The sequence below is a fragment of the Gordonia liuliyuniae genome (assembly GCF_021738805.1).
Lineage (GTDB): Bacteria > Actinomycetota > Actinomycetes > Mycobacteriales > Mycobacteriaceae > Gordonia > Gordonia liuliyuniae.
The window spans coordinates 223,477-241,723 of sequence record NZ_JAKKOR010000012.1; the positions used below are offsets into that span (position 1 = coordinate 223,477).

The 18,247-nt window shown below is 63.6% G+C and carries 15 protein-coding genes; 5 read left to right on the plus strand and 10 right to left on the minus strand.

Annotated features, from left to right (window positions below; genetic code table 11):
• Positions 1-111: 111 nt before the first annotated feature.
• From L5G33_RS17010 to L5G33_RS17030, 5 genes are all read right to left on the minus strand, one after another.
• Positions 112-3,246 carry a type I restriction endonuclease subunit R gene (locus L5G33_RS17010; RefSeq protein ID WP_236999344.1) on the minus strand — a complete coding sequence of 1,045 codons (3,135 nt, stop codon included), beginning with the start codon at positions 3,244-3,246 and terminating at the stop codon, positions 112-114.
• Positions 3,243-4,310, minus strand: a complete 1,068-nt coding sequence (locus L5G33_RS17015; protein WP_236999345.1) for an AAA family ATPase — start codon at positions 4,308-4,310, stop codon at positions 3,243-3,245. The genes L5G33_RS17010 and L5G33_RS17015 overlap by 4 nt, the downstream gene beginning before the upstream one ends.
• Complete coding sequence (locus tag L5G33_RS17020; protein ID WP_236999346.1) at positions 4,311-5,420, minus strand: restriction endonuclease subunit S; 1,110 nt, start codon at positions 5,418-5,420, stop codon at positions 4,311-4,313.
• On the minus strand, positions 5,417-6,985 hold the full coding sequence (locus L5G33_RS17025) for a type I restriction-modification system subunit M (protein ID WP_236999347.1): 1,569 nt from the start codon (positions 6,983-6,985) through the stop codon (positions 5,417-5,419). Before L5G33_RS17025 ends, L5G33_RS17020 begins: the two co-directional genes overlap by 4 nt.
• Positions 6,986-7,218: 233 nt before the next feature.
• Positions 7,219-7,434 carry a helix-turn-helix domain-containing protein gene (locus tag L5G33_RS17030; protein ID WP_236999348.1) on the minus strand — a complete coding sequence of 72 codons (216 nt, stop codon included), beginning with the start codon at positions 7,432-7,434 and terminating at the stop codon, positions 7,219-7,221.
• 121 nt (positions 7,435-7,555) lie between these two features.
• On the opposite strand from L5G33_RS17030, the gene L5G33_RS17035 reads away from it, so the two are divergent.
• Positions 7,556-8,440, plus strand: coding sequence for a transposase (locus tag L5G33_RS17035; RefSeq protein ID WP_236999399.1), 885 nt, complete (start codon positions 7,556-7,558; stop codon positions 8,438-8,440).
• 302 nt (positions 8,441-8,742) lie between these two features.
• Here L5G33_RS17035 and ychF read toward each other — a convergent pair whose 3' ends face one another.
• Both ychF and L5G33_RS17045 read right to left on the minus strand, forming a co-directional pair.
• Entirely contained in the window at positions 8,743-9,822 is a 1,080-nt protein-coding gene (ychF, locus tag L5G33_RS17040; RefSeq protein WP_236999349.1) for a redox-regulated ATPase YchF, read from the minus strand.
• Between the two features lie 11 nt (positions 9,823-9,833).
• Positions 9,834-11,063 carry an AI-2E family transporter gene (locus tag L5G33_RS17045; RefSeq protein ID WP_372476929.1) on the minus strand — a complete coding sequence of 410 codons (1,230 nt, stop codon included), beginning with the start codon at positions 11,061-11,063 and terminating at the stop codon, positions 9,834-9,836.
• A 100-nt stretch (positions 11,064-11,163) separates the two neighbouring features.
• On the opposite strand from L5G33_RS17045, the gene L5G33_RS17050 reads away from it, so the two are divergent.
• The 4 genes from L5G33_RS17050 (at position 11,164) to L5G33_RS17065 (ending at position 15,537) form a co-directional block, all read left to right on the plus strand.
• Positions 11,164-12,669, plus strand: coding sequence for an AlkA N-terminal domain-containing protein (locus L5G33_RS17050; RefSeq protein ID WP_236999350.1), 1,506 nt, complete (start codon positions 11,164-11,166; stop codon positions 12,667-12,669).
• Positions 12,666-13,214, plus strand: a complete 549-nt coding sequence (locus L5G33_RS17055) for a methylated-DNA--[protein]-cysteine S-methyltransferase (protein ID WP_236999351.1) — start codon at positions 12,666-12,668, stop codon at positions 13,212-13,214. Before L5G33_RS17050 ends, L5G33_RS17055 begins: the two co-directional genes overlap by 4 nt.
• A gap of 76 nt (positions 13,215-13,290) precedes the next feature.
• Entirely contained in the window at positions 13,291-14,349 is a 1,059-nt protein-coding gene (locus L5G33_RS17060) for a DNA recombination protein RmuC (protein ID WP_236999352.1), read from the plus strand.
• Positions 14,350-14,412: 63 nt separating this feature from the next.
• Complete coding sequence (locus L5G33_RS17065) at positions 14,413-15,537, plus strand: DUF6542 domain-containing protein (protein ID WP_236999353.1); 1,125 nt, start codon at positions 14,413-14,415, stop codon at positions 15,535-15,537.
• Positions 15,538-15,566: 29 nt separating this feature from the next.
• On the opposite strand, the gene L5G33_RS17070 is transcribed toward L5G33_RS17065, so the two are convergent.
• From L5G33_RS17070 to L5G33_RS17080, 3 genes are read right to left on the minus strand one after another with little or no spacing between them, the layout of a single operon-like run.
• Entirely contained in the window at positions 15,567-16,118 is a 552-nt protein-coding gene (locus tag L5G33_RS17070; RefSeq protein WP_236999354.1) for a nucleosidase, read from the minus strand.
• Between the two features lies 1 nt (position 16,119).
• Positions 16,120-17,088, minus strand: coding sequence for an SDR family oxidoreductase (locus L5G33_RS17075; protein ID WP_236999355.1), 969 nt, complete (start codon positions 17,086-17,088; stop codon positions 16,120-16,122).
• 54 nt (positions 17,089-17,142) lie between these two features.
• Positions 17,143-18,237 (minus strand): N-acetylmuramoyl-L-alanine amidase, encoded by a 1,095-nt coding sequence (locus tag L5G33_RS17080; protein WP_236999356.1) that lies wholly within the window; start codon positions 18,235-18,237, stop codon positions 17,143-17,145.
• Positions 18,238-18,247: the final 10 nt, after the last annotated feature.

Genomic DNA, 18,247 nt, shown 5'->3' on the forward strand with positions numbered 1-18,247 from the left:
CAGCCGCCGAAGCGACCAAGCTCCTCAGACCAGTGCTCACAGCGGATGACCTTCGGCGCGCGCTCGGGGTTGTCCTCGGTCATGAGCCCATGATCCCACTCATTGCTGGCCTCAGTCCCTAGACTCTTCATCCCCCGAGGCAAGCCCGCGGAACCGCTCGAAGAATCTGGAGAGCGCTTCGATGACCCGCTTCTTCTTGTCGCCGTGGTTGGACTCGCGGTTGAACCGTGACACTGGCTGCAAGATGCGGGTGATCTCAGTTCCCGCCGTGCGCAGCTGTCCGTCCCGGAACGCCTCATCCACGAACGACTGCGTCTCCTCCAGCTTGAGCTTGTGCGCTTCGATGAGCTCCTGAAGCTCAGCCTCGCGCTTCGCGGAGATATACGACTGCCACTGCTCATCGACCGCGCCCTGCAGCGACACCGACTCGACGAAGTCCTCGACGAGATCGCGCTTGCTTCGCAGGGTCGGGCTCGCATCGACAGCGCGCGTGATCTCGGCGCGGACTTCTTTGTCCTCTCCGTCGCCCTTCTCGGCGCGGAGCTTCTCGACGAGCATGAGGATGTAGTCGACGTTGATCTCGACCTGCTTGACGAGCTCGATCTCGAACACGACGTCCTCGTTGATGACTTCTCTGTCGCCGTCACGATCGCGCGTGAACTCATCGCGGAGCCGCAGGTAGATGCTGGTGTAGTCCTGCCGCTGTCGCTCGGTCAGTGGATCGTTGCCGTCGAAGTCGTCGAAGGACGTGAGGATGTTCTGCAGCCGCAGGATCGTGCCGAACAGCTGGATGAAGTCCTTTTGCGCCTGCTCCCCCACGATCTGCTGCCCAATTGGGAAGTGCGTGAGCAGTTCGGTGACCTTGTCGACATACTCGCCGTAGTAGTCGCCGTACGGTTTCAACAGGACGACGCCGCGGGCATCCTTGTTGCCGAACAGCTCCAGCGCAGCGTTCGTCTCTTCCTCGAGATCGCGGAAGGCGACGATGTTGCCGTAGGTCTTCACCGAGTTGAGGATGCGGTTCGTGCGCGAGTACGCCTGGATCAGTCCGTGGGCGCGCAGGTTCTTGTCGACGAACAGCGTGTTCAGCGTCGTCGCGTCGAAGCCGGTGAGGAACATGTTCACCACGATGACCAGGTCGATCTCGCGGTTCTTCATCCGCTGCGACAGGTCCTTGTAGTAGTTCTGGAACCGGTCGGCGCTCGTGTCGTAGCTGGTCCCGAACATGTCGTTGTAGTCCTGAATCGCGTCTTCCAGAAACGAGCGCGAGTCAAGGTCAAGCGCATCGGCGTCAAACGCTTCATCATCGAGGATGCCGTCAGCTTCGGCCTCGTTCGCACCGTAGCTGAAGATCAGCCCGATCTTCAGCCGCTTGTCCGGTGGCAGCTGCTCCATCTGCAGCTGGAACTGGTTGTAGTAACGGCGTGCGGCATCGATCGACGCGGTCGCGAACAGCGCGTTGAATCCGCGCACTCGTTTCCGCTCCTTGAGTGCCTCCGCCTGACGGCGGCCCCGCACTGAGTCGGCGACGTTCGTCACGACCGCGTGTTCGTAGCTCGATGAGCGCTTCGTCTTCTGATCGAAGTGCTCCAGGGTGTAGGCCACGACGTCCCGGATCCGACGCACATCGAGAAGAGCTCGCTCACGGTCGATCGCTGACACCTGTGAGTCGTCGGGGTTCCCGACCTTAATGGTGTTGATGTAGTCGATCCGGAACGGCAGCACGTTCTTGTCTGTGATGGCGTCGACGATCGTGTACGTGTGCAACTTGTCGCCGAACGCCTGCTCGGTCGTGCGCAGCTGAGGGTTCCCGCCGCTGCCGGCGTTCGCGGCGAAGATCGGCGTGCCGGTGAACCCGAACAGGTTGTACCGCTTGAAGGCGCGTGTGATGTCGGTGTGCATGTCGCCGAACTGCGACCGGTGGCACTCATCGAAGATGATCACCGCGTGGCCCGAGAACACCTCGTGGCCCTTGTTCGCCTTGATGAACGTCGACAGCTTCTGGATCGTCGTGATGATGATCCGCGCACCACGGTCCTCAAGCTGCTTCTTCAGCACCGCCGTGGACGTGTTCGAGTTCGCCGCACCCTTCTCGAACCGGTCGTACTCACGCATCGTCTGGTAGTCGAGGTCTTTGCGGTCGACGACGAACAACACCTTGTCCACACTCGGCATCTTCGATGCGAGCTGCGCTGCCTTGAACGAAGTGAGCGTCTTGCCCGATCCGGTGGTGTGCCAGACGTACCCTCCAGCGTCGAGTGTGCCGAGCGTCTTGTAGTTCGTCGAGATCTGGATCTTCTGCAGGATCCGCTCGGTGGCGACGATCTGGTACGGCCGCATCACCAGCAGGTCGCGATCTGCGGTGAGCACGCAGTACTTCGTCAGGATGTTCAACAGTGAGTGTTTCGCGAAGAAGGTCTTCACGAACGCCGTCAGCTCGGTGATCGGCTTGTTGTTCGCGTCGGCCCACCAGCTGGTGAACTCGAACGAGTTACTCGTCTTCCTGCCCTTGCCGGCACCACTGGTCTTATTCTGCTCGGCCAGGTGCCTGTTGCGAGTGCTGTTGGAGTAGTACTTAGTGAGCGTGCCGTTGCTGATCACAAACAACTGCACGTACTCGAACAGGCCCGAGCCCGCCCAGAAGCTGTCGCGCTGATACCGGTTGATCTGGTTGAACGCCTCCCGGATGTCCACGCCGCGACGCTTCAGCTCGATGTGCACCATCGGCAGCCCGTTGACGAGCACGGTCACGTCGTAGCGGTTGGCGTACTTCGCCCCGCCCTCGCCAGCGTTTCCCTCGCCGCGGACGATCTCGTACTGGTTGATGACCTGCAGCCGATTGTTGTGGATGTTCGTCTCGTCGATCAGCGCGATGTTCTTCGTCGTCCCGTCGTCGCGCCTGAGGATCTGGACATGATCTTCCTGCACACGCACGGTCTTCTCGACGACGCCGTCGTTGGCACCTGCAATCTTCGTCGTGAAGAACTGCTCCCACTCAGCATCAGAGAACGAGATCCTATTGACCTTCTCGAGCTGCGCCCGGAGGTTCGCGACCAGCTCCGCCTCGGACGTGAACGGCAGATAGTCGTACGCCTGCCCCTGGAGGAGCCGGATCACCTCCTTCTCGAGCGCAGACTCCGACTGATACGCCTCAGCCTGCAACGGACCGTGAACATACTCAGCGACAACCGTGCTCTCCGACGAGACAGCGATCGGATCGTACGTGCGCGTATGTGAATCGCTCATGCCGCAGCCGCCCACCTGAACGCCTTCAGAAACTCTTGAAACTCGCTCCTAAAAGCATCCTTGTACTCTTCGGCTACCTCGAAGGTGTCGATGTCGGCGAATCGGTCATGACTGTACAGATTTAGCACCTTAGTCACCAAAGCGGCATCTGGCCCGACCAGCAGGTCGCCCCAGCCTCCCGTGTAACCAAGGAAATTGGCCGTCTTCTCAAGCAGTGCTCGGAACTGATTAAAATGGACTCGCCCAATCGCATCTTCGGATATCGCCTCATTGATTTCTTTGATTATCCCGAGGTGGTAACTGAACGGCGAGTCCTTTGACTGCCTAGAAAGCGTCCATCCGGCAATCTGACCCCGCGCTAGAATATACGCTCGATCACTCTTCCGACGGAGCGAGTTGAACAGCACGTTAAAGAAGAGAGCGTGGTGAGTGGCGATAACGAACTTCAAGTCCAACTCTGAGGCTCGCTTGATAAGCGCCGCCAACGCGAGAGCTACTGACACGATTCGCACATCATCCATGGATGATACCGGGTCGTCTATGACAGCATGCGTTAGCTGATCGTAGTTAGCCGTGGAACGCAAGTCAGGATTGTCGCGAAGCGTCTCAATGGCTTCGCTCAAAACAGAGTAATAGACGCTCCAAACAAATATGCTCTCCTCGGCGCGAGATATCTTGATGCCGTCCGCAGAACTGTCGTCCCCCTTGTGAATGCCAAAGTTGACCTCTCCACTCTCGAAGTCAAGCCCTGGTTCAATTTTGCCGCTCGTGAAAGCTCGGAAGTTGTCGACGATCGCACTGTCAAGACCCTGGGTAACGATAGTTTCCAATAGCTCAGACTCTGGGTTCATCTTGAGCACGACTCGCTCGTTGTCCCAGGTGAACACGTCCTCTACGAAGGAATTGTAGAGGACTACTCCGTCCGGATCGCTCTCTTTAAGGTGTTGAGCTAGCCGAGTCTTACCGATCGTGTTCGGGGCGTAAATCAGGGCAGTACGCGAACCAGAAAGGCCATTCAACACCTCGTCGGCCAAGCTCGCGACCGTTTCATGAACGCCCGTCATCTAGACAGCCTCCTTAAACGTCAGCAGGCGGTCGCGGTAGTACTCGTACTGCTGGCGGCGGGCGCTGAGTTCGGCCGGAAGACCGATGCTGATATCGTTCACGAGCGCATCAAACTTATCGAGCACTTCGACGATCTGCTCCTTCGCAGCCATCGGCGGGTCCGGAACCGGAATCTTGTTGAGGTTTGCCTTATTCAGCTTCGGCTGCGCCGCGCCGGAGATGTACGGGACAAGGTCGATCGAGTTCAGATAAAATTCGACGAAGCGTCGCTCGGCGTACGTAGGGAACTCCAGAACGTGGGCATGATTATTCACCCATGTCTTGCCTGAAATAGAGAACGCGATAGGGGTCGAGCGAGCAAGAAGATTCGCCCCATCCTCCGACACCAGAAGGTAATCCCCTTCGAAGATATACTCACTCACGTAGTCAACAACCCCGGACGCACCGTAATAAGGAATCTCGCCGGGAACACGTGCCTCGCGGGTCACTGGCTTCCGGCGACTGTCAAGGTTTCTTGCGAGATCGCCGAGGGTACTTGTTGCTACCTCTGACCCAAACGTGAGCACGTCGTGTCGATAGTGCTCGTACTGGGCGCGCCGGGCTTCAAGCTCCGCTTCAAGCTCCGCTTCCAGCTGGGTGAACTGATCCAGTATTCGCACGATCTCGCGCTGTACCTCGAGAGGCGGCATCGGGAATGGAAAGTCCGTAATCATCGGCTTCCTGATCGAGGTCACAGTTGCACTGACGGCCTTCTGGACGATGAATCTTTTGAAATATGTCGAGAAGTAGAAATAGGCAAATCTAGGATGTACACGAGCGTCCGTGAAGTGAATCCGGTATGCACGCTGGTGCAATGCATACTTGCCATTCACATAGTGGAAGATCTCACCAATGCCGCCCTCGCCAGGAATAATCAGTGCTTCTTCGTCGAACTCATACGAGTCGATTCGCATGACGTCCTTCGAGCGGACGTAGAACGGGTAATTGCCGTCGCAAATAGCATCCTTGCGGTCACTACTGCCAGTTCCGACCTGCGCGAGCACACCGATCTTGGCGTACTCCACCCCATCAGGGCACAGCTCCTGAATCAGTTCATCGATGCGGCTCACTTGGAGCCCTCCAGGTCCGCCACGATCTCGTCAATCGCTGTACGAAGCTCTACCTGACAGGCAACGATGCGCGCGATCTCGGCGTTCAGCTCCGTGATGTCGACTTCCTCGCGTGTGTCCTCGGCCTCGACATACGACGACACCGCGATGTTGTAGTCATTGGCCGCGATGTCTTCGTTGCCCACGATGGTGGCGAAGTGGTCCTGGGGCTCGCGCGTCGTGAATGCGTCGAGGATTCTCGCCTGGTGCTCCTCGAGCAACTTGTTCTTGTTTCCGACGCGTTTGAACTCGGCCGATGCGTCGATGAACAGCACGTCGCTGGTCTTCTTCGACTTCTTAAGCACGAGGATGCAGGTCGCGATCGTCGTGCCGAAGAACAGGTCCGGCGGCAATTGGATCACAGCATCGATGTAGTTATTTTCTACGAGGTACTGGCGAATCTTCTTCTCCGCTCCCCCGCGGTACAGCACGCCAGGGAATTCGACGATCGCTGCAGTGCCGTTGACGGCGAGCCAGCTGAGCATGTGCATCGTGAAAGCCAAGTCGGCCTTCGACTTCGGCGCGAGGACACCAGCCGGCGAGAAGCGTTCATCGTTGATCAGGAGCGGGTTGGCATCGCCTTCCCACTTGATCGAGTAGGGCGGGTTGGAGACGATCGCCTCGAACGGCTCGTCGTCCCAGTGGGCGGGGTCGAGGAGTGTGTCACCGTGGGCGAGATTGAAGTCGGCATAGTTCACGTCGTGCAGGAACATGTTGATCCGTGCAAGGTTGTACGTGGTCAGATTGATCTCCTGACCGTAGAACCCTTGGCGGACGTTGTTCTTTCCGAGCACCTTGTCGAACTTCAGCAGCAGCGAACCCGATCCGACAGCCGGGTCATAGACCTTGTTCACCTGCGTCTTGCCGACCACCGTGATGCGCGCCAACAGCTCGGAGACTTCCTGCGGCGTGTAGTACTCACCACCGGACTTGCCCGCGTTGGCGGCATACATCTGCATCAGATACTCGTAGGCATCCCCGAACAGATCGATCGAGTTGTCCTCCCACCGCCCCAGCGGCAGATCACCGATTGCGTCGAGCAGTTTCACCAGCTTCTGATTGCGTTTGGCAACCGTCGGGCCGAGCTTGTTGCTGTTGACATCCAGGTCGTCGAACAGACCCTTGATGTCGTGCTCGCTGTCCGTACCGAGCGCCGACGCCTCGATGTTCTTGAAGACCCGCTCGAGCGTCTCGTTGAGGTTCTCGTCGCCCGCCGCACGCTTGCGAACGTTGGCGAACAGGTCGGACGGCAGGATATAGAACCCCTTCTCCGCGACAACCTCGTCGCGTGCAAACTCCGCGTCGGAGTCCGCCGTCAGCCGGTAGTCGAACGACGCGTCGCCCGCATCGTGCTCGTGCTTGTTGAGGTACGCCGTGAGGTTCTCAGAAATGAAACGATAAAAGAGCATGCCCAGCACGTAGGACTTGAAGTCCCACCCGTCGACGCTGCCACGCAGATCGTTCGCGATCCGCCAGATCGTCTTGTGCAACTCAGCTCGCTGCGCCTCTTTGGTGGTCGATGCCATAGGTCGTGCTCCTCCGCGCCACGGCGCAATCACAGTGTTGGTGGTTTTCTCTCACGATATCGGGCACCACTGACGCCCGGGGTTGTAGCAGCATCGCCGCGTCGCGTAGAGCGCCACGGCCGCTGTCACGTTCAACGAGCCGACGCCGCCCATCGTCGGGATCGTAACCCGGCGATCGAGCAGCGCGTCGGTCTCCGGTCTGACGCAGTGCCCTCCAGCTCACGCAGCGGGCATCAAGGCCGAATGATCAGCGAACGCGCCTCGACGCCGAGCTGCTCAGCGAGAGCATCCACCGAATCCAGAGTGAGGTTCCGCTCCCCACGCTCGATGCCGGCGAGGTACCGAGTCGAGACACCGAGCTCCTCGGCGAGACCCTCCTGCGACAGACGGCGCGCAAGGCGCAGATCGCGCACCTGCGCTCCGAGCACCTTCTTCAGCGGTTCTGTCACACAACCAGCCTCAGGTCTGGTAGTCATGACTTCCAGGAAGTTATCGCTTCCGGTAGCGGTCGAGGCAGTGTCGCGCGCGACTCGCACTGAGCCGCATCCGACCTCGAAGGAGAGCGTGACGATGTTCGAATCGCAGCAGATCCCCGACGGGAGCTCGACAGCTCTCCCCCGCGTCCTGCACACACCACGGAGCAGGGCGCTGCTCTCGGAATCGTGGGCCCAAGCAGACGAGGCGAAGCGGAGGGAGCGGGCAGGCGACGACCTCCAGCTTCCGTATGAAGCCTATGCAGCCGGCGAACCCTGCCGCGCATGTGGGCGCGCCCTTCTCGGTGAGCCAGCCCTGGGTACTGATGAAGAGGGCCTTGCACTGATCGACGCCGACAATGCCCAGTTCCGCGCCGAGCACGCGGCATGCAGCATGGGTGTTTGGCGTCTCGAGAACAACAGGGTGGAACACTGCCACCTGTGCTGCCCATTCCCGCCACTTTCACCGGCTCAACGCGATGAGCTCCGACAGCTCCTATACCCACCCTCATTGCGGGTAGACCGCAGCGCCACCTGGCGAGTGAAACTGACCTGCCAGCACGTCGAGACCTTGGCCGCGCACTCCCCCCGCTACGTTGAACCGACCGTCCAATGCACCGAATGCGCCGTCATCCGCGGCGTGGTCAAGGCCGTGCGAATCGATGACCAGGCAAAGGATGGTGACGACGGCAGAGACATCGAGAGCCTCCAGCTCGGCTATCAACGACTCACAGATGAGCAATGGAGCTGGATCAAGCACATCGTTCACACAGAAGAAGGCCCTCGCCGCGGGCGGCCACGTACTGACATACGCACGATCGTCGACGCGGCGCTTTTCAAGACACGCACCGGCATCACGTGGCGCGAGCTCCCGGCAGAGTTCGGGTCATGGCAGACCGCCTTGCGCCGGCACAACCAACTGATCGCGAGCTCCCAGTGGGACGAGATCACTCGCACTCTGGCAGAACGAGATCTGCCCTAGTGAACCGCGGCGTCGTTGCGGCGACCGACTTTTGAGTCAGACTGCTTATTGAGTCAGCGCACCTGCCGAGAGATCGCGCGTCGAACGCGGTGAACCCTCCGCGGCACTGGCCAGCCGAGGCTGCTTACTAGAGACGCTGCCGCACCGCGGAAACGAGAATCGGCCTCTGCGGGAGTTCCGCAGAGGCCGATCAAAGTCCCAGGTCAGCGGGACAAACGCTTAGCAACTGATGGTAGATCGGAACCCGTCCGCCGAGCCAGATCGGAAGCTGCGAAGGTAAAACCCCTGTTCAGAAGCGCTTTCTAGACATTGAACCTGAATTCAACCACGTCGCCGTCGGCCATGACGTAGTCCTTACCCTCCATGCGGACCTTGCCCGCAGCCTTGGCATCGTTCATGGAACCGGCCGCGTCGAGATCGTCGAAGGAGACGATCTCGGCCTTGATGAAGCCCTTCTCGAAGTCCGTGTGAATGACACCGGCAGCCTTGGGCGCGGTGTCGCCTTGACGGATAGTCCACGCACGCGACTCCTTCGGGCCCGCCGTGAGATACGTCTGCAGACCGAGCGTGTGGAAACCGGCGCGGGCGAGCTGATGCAGACCCGCCTCGTGCTGACCGATCGACTCGAGAAGCTCCATAGCGTCCTCGTCATCGAGTTCGAGCAGTTCGCTCTCCACCTTCGCGTCGAGGAAGACGGCGTCCGCGGGCGCGACCGCAACGCGCAACTCGTCCTTACGTCCCTCGTCGGTGAGGACGCTCTCGTCGGCGTTGAACACGTACAGGAACGGCTTCGCCGTCAGCAGATGCAGTTCGCGGACCGACGACAGGTCGAACGAGTCCTTTTCCGAGAACAACGTCCTGCCACTGTCGAGGATCTCCTGCGCGTTCTTCGCCGCATCGACCAGGGCCGCGAGATCCTTGTTCTTGCGCGCGTCCTTCTCCAGACGCGGCAACGCCTTCTCGAGCGTTTGCATGTCCGCGAGAATCAACTCGGTCTCGATCACCTCGATGTCGGCGCGCGGGTCGACGCGGCCGTCGACATGCACGACGTCGTCGTCGGCGAACACCCGAACCACCTGACAGATCGCGTCGGCCTCACGGATGTTCGCGAGGAACTGGTTGCCCATGCCCTCACCTTCGGAGGCGCCCTTCACGATGCCCGCGATGTCGACGAAGCTGACCGTCGCGGGCAGGATCCGCTCACTGCCGAAGATCTCCGACAGCCGATCGAGACGAGAATCGGGCAGCTCGACGACACCCACGTTCGGTTCGATGGTCGCGAATGGGTAGTTGGCGGCCAACACATCATTGCGCGTCAACGCATTGAACAGGGTCGACTTTCCGACATTGGGCAGGCCGACGATTCCGAGGGTAAGACTCACGGGTGTCGAGTCTATCCGTCGCCCGCGGCCCTCGCCGCCGCGGCGTCCTCCTCGGCCACCTTCTCCCCCGCGGCCGTGCCTATCTGATCCACGATGTACCGGAGCGCGACGGCCAGACACGACACGGCGGGAACCGCCAGGAAGGCGCCGGTGATCCCGTACAGCGTGCCGCCGAGCGTCACCGAGAGCAGAACGATCACCGCGTGCAGATTCATCGATTTGGCCTGCAGCCACGGCTGCAGCACATTGCCCTCGAGCTGCTGCACCACAAGAATGATTCCGAGAACGATCAGCGCCTTCGTCACACTCGCCGACACCAGTGCGATCAGCACAGCCAGCGCGCCCGCGACGAACGCGCCGACGATCGGGATGAATCCACCCAGGAACGTGATCACGATCAGCACTCCCGCCAGCGGGATGTTCAAGATCAACAGCCCGGCGCCGATCAGCGCCGCGTCGACGAAACTCACGATCGCCTGAGTTCTGATGAAGCCGCCCAACGTGTTCCACATCTGCAGCAGCACCTCGCCGAGGTGCGACCGCTCCGGAGCGACGCCCATCGTGCGGTTGAGCCACGGAATGAAGCGCGGGCCGTCCTTCAAGAAGAAGAATACGAGGACGATCGTTGCGAACAACGTGACGAGAACCGAGGTCGCAACACCGACTCCGCTGAACACGCCCGAGGCGATGGCGGTCGCGCTCTGCTGCAGCTTCGCGGTGATCTCATCGACGAAGGAACTGATCTGCTCATCGCCGATGTTCAGCGGCGGCCCCTGTGCCCAGTCCTGAACCTTCTGGATACCGTCCACCGCTTTGTTCGCCAGGTCCGGCGCCTGATCGACGATCGACGGAACGATGAGACCGATGACACCCCCGACCACGCCGAGCGCCAACAGCACGACCACGATCACGGCCGCAGCAGGCGGCACCCGTCGTGCACGCAACCAGCGGACCGGCGGCCACAGGACAGTGCAGACGATGATCGCGAGGATCACCGGCAACAGCACGACCCAGAACTTGGCGAGCACGATCATCAGGACATACAGGAACGCCAAGACGAGGATCATCTGAAGGCAGACGATCGACGTCGATCGCAGACCGGCCAGAAACACCCGACCGCGAGTCGGGTGCTTCCGCACTTGCGTCCCAGGCTCGGCGACGTCAACAGCCTCGGCGACGTCAACGGGCTCGGCGTCGCCGGCAGGCTCAGCGTCGTCGGCAGGCTCGTTAGGCTCGTTCACGCCCTCATCGTCACACAGGGATACGACAAAAGGCGTACGGCGCACCGCCGTGTCTGATTCCCGCTAGACGACGACTCGATCAGATGACAGCGTTACAGGTGTGACCACGACGCTCGCTACCGCTCCGCTCGACTTCGACGGCTGTTACCGCGCGCTCGCTGCCCGCGACACTCGGTTCGACGGACAATTCGTGACGACGGTACTGACGACCGGAATCTATTGTCGGCCATCGTGCCCCGCACGGACTCCGAAGCCGGGGAATGTCCGCTTCGAGCTGACGGCCGCGGCGGCGGCGGCCCGCGGCTTCCGCGCCTGCCGTCGATGCCTGCCCGACGCGACCCCCGGATCGCCGCTGTGGAACGTCCGGGCAGACCTCGCGGGTCGAGCGATGCGTCTGATTGCCGACGGCGTCGTCGACCGCGACGGAGTCGGCGGACTCGCGGCCGCCCTCGGGTACACCGAACGTCACATCAGCCGAGTGCTGTCCGCCGAGCTCGGAGCCGGAACGCTCGCTCTGGCGCGGACACATCGCGCGACGTCGGCGCGCATGCTCCTGACCGGAACGAACCTGCCGATCGGCGACGTCGCTTTCGCCGCGGGCTTCTCGAGCATCCGACAGTTCAACGACACGATCCGGGAACTCTACGACGCGACGCCGAGCGGCCTGCGCGCGTCCCGCGGCCGCACCGACGCCGCGAGCACAGGCGACCGGATCACCCTCTGCCTCCCGTTCCGACAGCCGTACGACACCGCATGGACGCTCTACGGTCTGGCGGCACACGCCGTCGACGGGCTCGAGCACTGGGACTCGACGACATTCGAGCGCACACTGCGTCTGCCACACTGCGCCGCCTCGGTGCGCATCACCATCGGCTCAGACCACGTCTCCGCGGCGTTCGAGCATCTGGACATGAGTGACCTCGGTGCGGGCGTCAACCGTGTTCGACGCCTCCTCGACCTCGACGCCGACCCCGTCGCCGTCGACGAAGCACTGAGCCGTGACCGCAGACTTCGCCCGCTGGTGACCGCTCACCCCGGCATTCGCATCCCGGGCAGTGTCGACGGCGTCGAGACCCTCATCCGCGTGATGATGGGTCAGCAGGTGAGCGTGAAGGCCGCGCGCACACGCATCGCACGACTCGTCGCCGAGCTGGGTGAACCCACCGGATGGCCGGACGAGGCGGGCCGCCCGAACCGGCTGTTCCCGACCGCCGCAGCCATCGCCGAACACGGCCCAGCAGTGTTGACCGGCCCCGCCCGGTCGATCCGATCGATCACCGCCGCCGCAGCCTGTGCACAACAGATGGAACTGCACCCGGGGGTCGATGCGTCCAACTTACGAGCGGACCTGATGCGGCTGTCCGGCATCGGCGACTGGACCGCAGACCAGGTCGTGATGCGGCTGACTGGCGATCCGGACGTCCTCACCCGCCGCGATCTCGTGATCGATCGTGCTCTCGCCGACCTCGGCGCGCGCCCGGACGACACGCGATCATGGCGGCCGTGGCGGTCGTACGCGTCGATGCATCTGTGGCGGCACCGGCTCGCTCACCTGGTCGACGATCCCGTCGCACCACGACCACTACCGAGGGGAACCACGTCATGACAATCGAAACCGCCACGACAGCCGCAAGGACCACGCCGGCCGCAACGTTGCACTGGTCCGGAGTCGATACTCCCGACGGGCGCTTCACCGCCGTGTTCGACGACGCAGGCATTGTCTTCGCGTCCGGATGGACCGACGATCCCGACTATCTGCGAGTCCTCATCGCGCCGCCCCTGCGGACCGACGAGATCACCGAGGTCGACGGCGGCGACGTCATCGCCGCGGTGGACGCGTACTACGCAGGCGACCTCGCCGCACCCTCGCAGATTCCCGTGCGACAAACGTCCGGACCGTTCCTGACCGCCGCATGGGCGGCGTTGCGGGAGGTTCCCGCCGGCAAGCCGGTCACCTACACACGGCTCGCTGAACTCGCGGGCAACGCCGCCGCGGTCCGGGGCGCGGCGTCATGCTGCGCGCGGAACGCCGCCGCTCTGTTCGTCCCGTGCCACCGTGTGGTCCGAACGGATGGGACGCTCGGCGGCTTCCGGTACGGCCTCGACGTGAAGCGGTCCCTGCTCGGCCGGGAGGCTGCCGCGGCCGCGTGACGGTGACCGCCGGAATCAGCTCGCCAGAACTGGGTTCCTGCACGGAATTGTCGGAGGGCGGGTCCATGATGGCGATATGACTACGATCGCAGCCGTCATCGGACCCGTCTGCCTCGTCGTCGGGGTGCTCCTCGGCTGGTTCGGCCACAGTCGTGCGATTCGGGACCAGCCATCGACGATGCCGCCCGACGCGCTCGTCGCGCCGCTGCGCGACACGCTGGGACACCTGTCGGAGGAACTGCGCCGATCCGAACACAACCGAGTGCACGCGTTCGCCGGGCTCAGCGAACAGGTACGCGGCATGCAGCTGACGTCGCACCGACTGCACGAGCAGACCGCGAAACTGGCAGGCGCGCTGCAAGCACCACAGATCCGCGGCCGGTGGGGCGAGATCCAACTGGAGCGGGTCGTCGAACTGTCGGGCATGTCCCGGCACTGCGACTTCGCGACCCAGGTCCACGGCCGAACGCCGGACCGCGTGGTCCGTCCCGACTTGGTGGTGCACTTGGCCGGCGGGCGGACGATCGTCGTCGACGCGAAGGCGCCGCTGCAGGCGTACCTCGATTCGACGTCGCCAGGCCTGACCCCGGATGCTGCCCGCGACAAGATGGCCCGGCATGCTCAGGCCGTCCGCGCACACATCAATTCGTTGTCGGCGAAGGCGTATTGGGCTGCGCAGACGAGCACTCCCGAGTTCGTCGTCCTGTTCCTTCCCGGCGACGGCGTACTCGACGCGGCCATGGCCCACGATCCGGATCTGCTCGACTACGCGTTCGCGCGCGACGTCGTCCTGGCCACCCCGGGAACTCTGATCGCGCTACTGCGCACCGTGGCGCTCGGGTGGCGCCAGCACGCGATCGCCGAGGACGCGGAACAGATCCAGATGCTCGGCCAACAGCTCTACCAACGGATCGATCAGGTTCTGGGACACCTGGAGAAGGTCGGCTCCGCGCTGCGGCGCACCGTCGAGAGCTACAACTCGGCGGTCGGAGCCATCGACTCCCGGCTCGGGGTGACGGCACGCAAACTCGCCGAGATGGAGGCGCTCGCCGTGTCGACCGGTCGGACGAACAGTACGGACAGATCGCCCAGGCCCGTGGACGCCACGGTGAGATCCGCATCACCGAATCTGTGATGCGCTGGGAACTCGCGGGCGGGGATAAACCGGCTCGGCCCCGGTAACCGGTACCGTCTAAGTGTGTTTTCCCGATCCCCGAGCGGCTCCGCCCTGCCCGCCGACCAGCAGTCCGTCGTACCGACCGTGCGCGGACTGCCCTGGTGGGGCGCGGTCCTTCTGGCGACGGTCGTCACGTTCTTCGGCGCGCTCATCGACTCCGCTCCGTCCGGTGAGCTCGGCCGCGTCTTCAAGATCGTCTTCATCATCGGTTGTGTTCTCGCGGCGCTCGCAGTGCGACGTCGCGCGATGTTCACCGCGGCGGTGCAGCCACCGCTGATCGCGTTCGTCACCGGCCTCATCACGCTGTACCTCGAAGCAGGCGACGCTGCATCGGACAAGAAGACCCTGATTCTGAAAATCGTGCTGCCGATCGCCACGAGCTTTCCGTGGATGCTGATCGCGTTTGTGCTGAGCCTCGCCGTCGTGCTCGCACGTCTGTTCCTCACCGGCCCACCGTCTAAACGTCCGTTCGGCGGCTTCGGCGGATTCGGCGCGAAGACTGCGGCACGCAAACCGGTTCGCGAGACCCAGAAGTCCAAGACTCAGACGTCCAAGCCCCAGAAGCCGAAGATTCAGAAGGCCAAGACTCAGAGGCCCAAGACTCAGGGCTCACAGCCCCAAGGCGCCACGTCTTCCAAGTCGCAGTCTTCCAAGTCGCAGTCCCCCAAGTCGCAGTCCCCCAAGTCGCAGTCCCCCAAGTCGACGGCCAAGAAGTCGGCTGCCCCGACATCCACGAGTGGCGACTCGAAGCGCACCGCTGCGGCGGCACCTCCGAAGAAGGCTCCCGCCGATCAGCCCGGGGCGAATGCGCCGTCGAAGATGGCGCCGCCGACGCCTACCCGCAGGCCCCGCCCGAGGCCCGCAGCCGAACCCGCATCGAGCTCCGACCGCGGCGCAGCCCAGCGCGAACCCGTCCGTCGACCGCGCCGGACGAATCCCGCAGAAGCTCCCGCACCGCGGTCAGCCGCGCGTCCGAACCCGGCTCCCGCTGATGCTGCGGCGGCCCCCACGGAGCGGCAGACCAAGCGGCCCGACCGTCGACGTGCGCAGCCCGAGAAGATCCCGGCCCGCCCGCGCCGTACCGCCGGCCAGCAGCTTCGCGAACGGGGTGCGATCGAGGACCTCACCGCAGGCCTCGACGACTGACACGACCCAGCCAAGGCGGCTGGGCTGGTTTAGGTCGCGGCCCCGTCCACGGTCCGCACCCAGTCCGCGAGTTGGCGTGCGGCTGCGTCGACGACCTGCGGCCACTCCATCGCCGAGTCGTCCGCCTGATCGCTGACCGCCTTCACCAGAGTGAGCGGTATCCGATAGTGAGCGCACACCTGCGCGATCGCCGCGCCCTCCATGTCCACGAGGTCCGCGCGTTCGGCCAGCTGTGCGCGGTGCACGGGGTCGGTGACAAACGTGTCGCCGGTCGCGAGGACGGTACCGTCGCCGTCGTCGAACTCCCACCGATCGGCGGTGTCGTGGCCGATGGCGGTCAAGGCCGCGGCGCTGATGTCGTGCTCGACGACCGCCGACGGAACGAACAGACCCGAGTGGTGGTCGTGCAGGGCTCCGGCGGTGCCGATATTGATCACCCGCGTATAGTCGCCGCGCTCGAGTCGTCGGGTCACCGCCATCGCAGCGCGGACCTTGCCGATTCCCGTGACGAGGACGTTCGCGCGCGCGCCGAGGTGCGCCGCCTCAGCGTGTGTCGCGGAGACGATGAGGGTCGTGCTCACGTCAGTCGGTCCGCCCCATCCGAGTCGACGCCGCTCCCTCGGGCGCGCCGTCGGAGGCACCGCGGCCGGCGATCCGGGAGAGCTGGTCGAACCGGTTGTTCGCAATCCGCATCGCGACCTCGTATGGGAACGCGAACTTGCGCGCCCACCAGTACCCGAACCGGACGTCGAACGACGTGTAGACCATAAACTTGTTCTTGGCGACCCCGCGGATGATGGCGTTCGCGGCCTTCTCCGGCGTCACTGCGATCTTTCCGAAACTGTCGACCTGCTTCGCCACGCGTGGGTCGTCGCGGTCGAGACCGACGATCTCGACGGTCCCGACGAGCGGCGTCGCGACGCCGCCCGGACACACCAGCGACACTCCGATGCCGTGACGCCGGAGGTCGTAACGCAGCACTTCGGACACCCCGCGGATACCGAACTTGCTGGCGCTGTAGGCGGCGTGCCACGGCAGTGCGAGGAGCCCGGCAGCGGACGACACGTTGACCACGTGGCCGCCGGCGCCGCGGCGCACCATCTGCGGGACGAAGCTCTCAATGATGTGAATCGGACCCATCAGGTTGACGTCGACGAGCTTGCGCCAATGCGAGTGCTTGAGGTGCTCGACGGTCCCCCACGCCGAGATCCCGGCGACGTTCATGACGACGTCCATCACGCCGACCTCCGCGTCGACGGCGCGCGCGAACGACGCGACCCAGTCGTAGTCGGACACGTCGCCTGCCGCGTGATAGACCACCGAGCCGCCGTCGCCTGCGATGTCGGCGACCACGGCGTTCAGCGGGTCGGCATGTAAGTCCGTGAGGACGAGCTGCGCGCCGTCGCGTGCGGCGGCAACCGCCGTCGCACGACCGATTCCGCTGGCCGCACCGGTGATCAACACCGTGCGCCCGCGCAAAGACGGAACCGGGGTGGGGACCCAGAACAGGTCGCGGATCGTGGTCAGCGTGCGCAGCGGATCGAGGCCCATGTCACAACCCTAACCCGACGCGTTCCCACGCCCCTCGGATCACCACTGGCGGGATCAGACCGGCAGTTTGCCGCCGAAGACCGCGTAGACCACCGACAGCATCGACTTGAGCACGTCGGCGGACACGTCCTGCCCCTCGCTCAACAGGATCCGCTGCGCCTCCTGCGCGCTCTTAGCGCCTGCGATCTTGTCGAACAGCGGACCGATCGCGGCGAGGCCTGCGAGGTCGACACCGTCACCGCTGTCGTCGGATTCGGGTGCGGCCTGATCCTGCGGGTTCACGCCCTGCCCGGACTTGTCGTCCCCTGGTGCGGGGACCGGTGCGGTCGGGTTCGCGGGCCCGGCCTTGCCTTCGACGTACGACGTGATTCCGTCGGTGATCGCGACCGCATACTTCGCCGCACCCTGTGCAGACGACAGCGACTTGGCTTCGGCCGGGTTCGACAGGTTGCCCATTTCGAGGAACACGGCCGGGACGCGAGTGAGGTTGACACCCGCAATGTCCGAGCGTGTCTGGATCCCGTCGACGGCGCCCGCGTAGCCCGCGGGGGCGAAGCCAGCCTTGACCATCGCGTCGCGCATCGAGTTGGACGCCTTGCGACCTTCGCCCGCCTGCGCGGTGTCCGCCGCCTTATCGGGCAGCGGCAGCGTCGGCACGATCAGGTGGAACCCCTTCTTGCCGGTGTCGGCCGCTGTGCTCGTCGAGTCGGCGTGCAGGCTGACTGCGACTGCCGCGCCCGACCGACTCGCCGCCTCGGCGCGCTCGTCGACGCATCCACCCCATCCGGTGTCGTCCTTGCGGCTCAGCACCACTCGGGCTCCCTTGCCCTCGAGCGCGGCCTTCACAAGCTGAGAGACTTCCCAGTTGATGGCGTGCTCGGCTTTACCGCTCACCGCGGTGGCGCCGGTGGTCTGGCAGTCCTTCTTGCCGCCCCGACCGTCCGGAACCTGCTTGCCGAGGTCGTGTCCGGCCGCCGATCCCTGGTGTCCCGGATCGAGGAAGATCGTCTTCCCGGCCAGTGCTTTCCCGGCCCTCGGCGAGGGGGCGGCGTCCGCGGACGGCGCGTTGACCATCCCCAGACCGAGCGCTGCGGTAGCGGCCAGCGATGCCCCTGCGAGAACTCCACGACGTACACGGACACCATTCATCGGCGCTGCT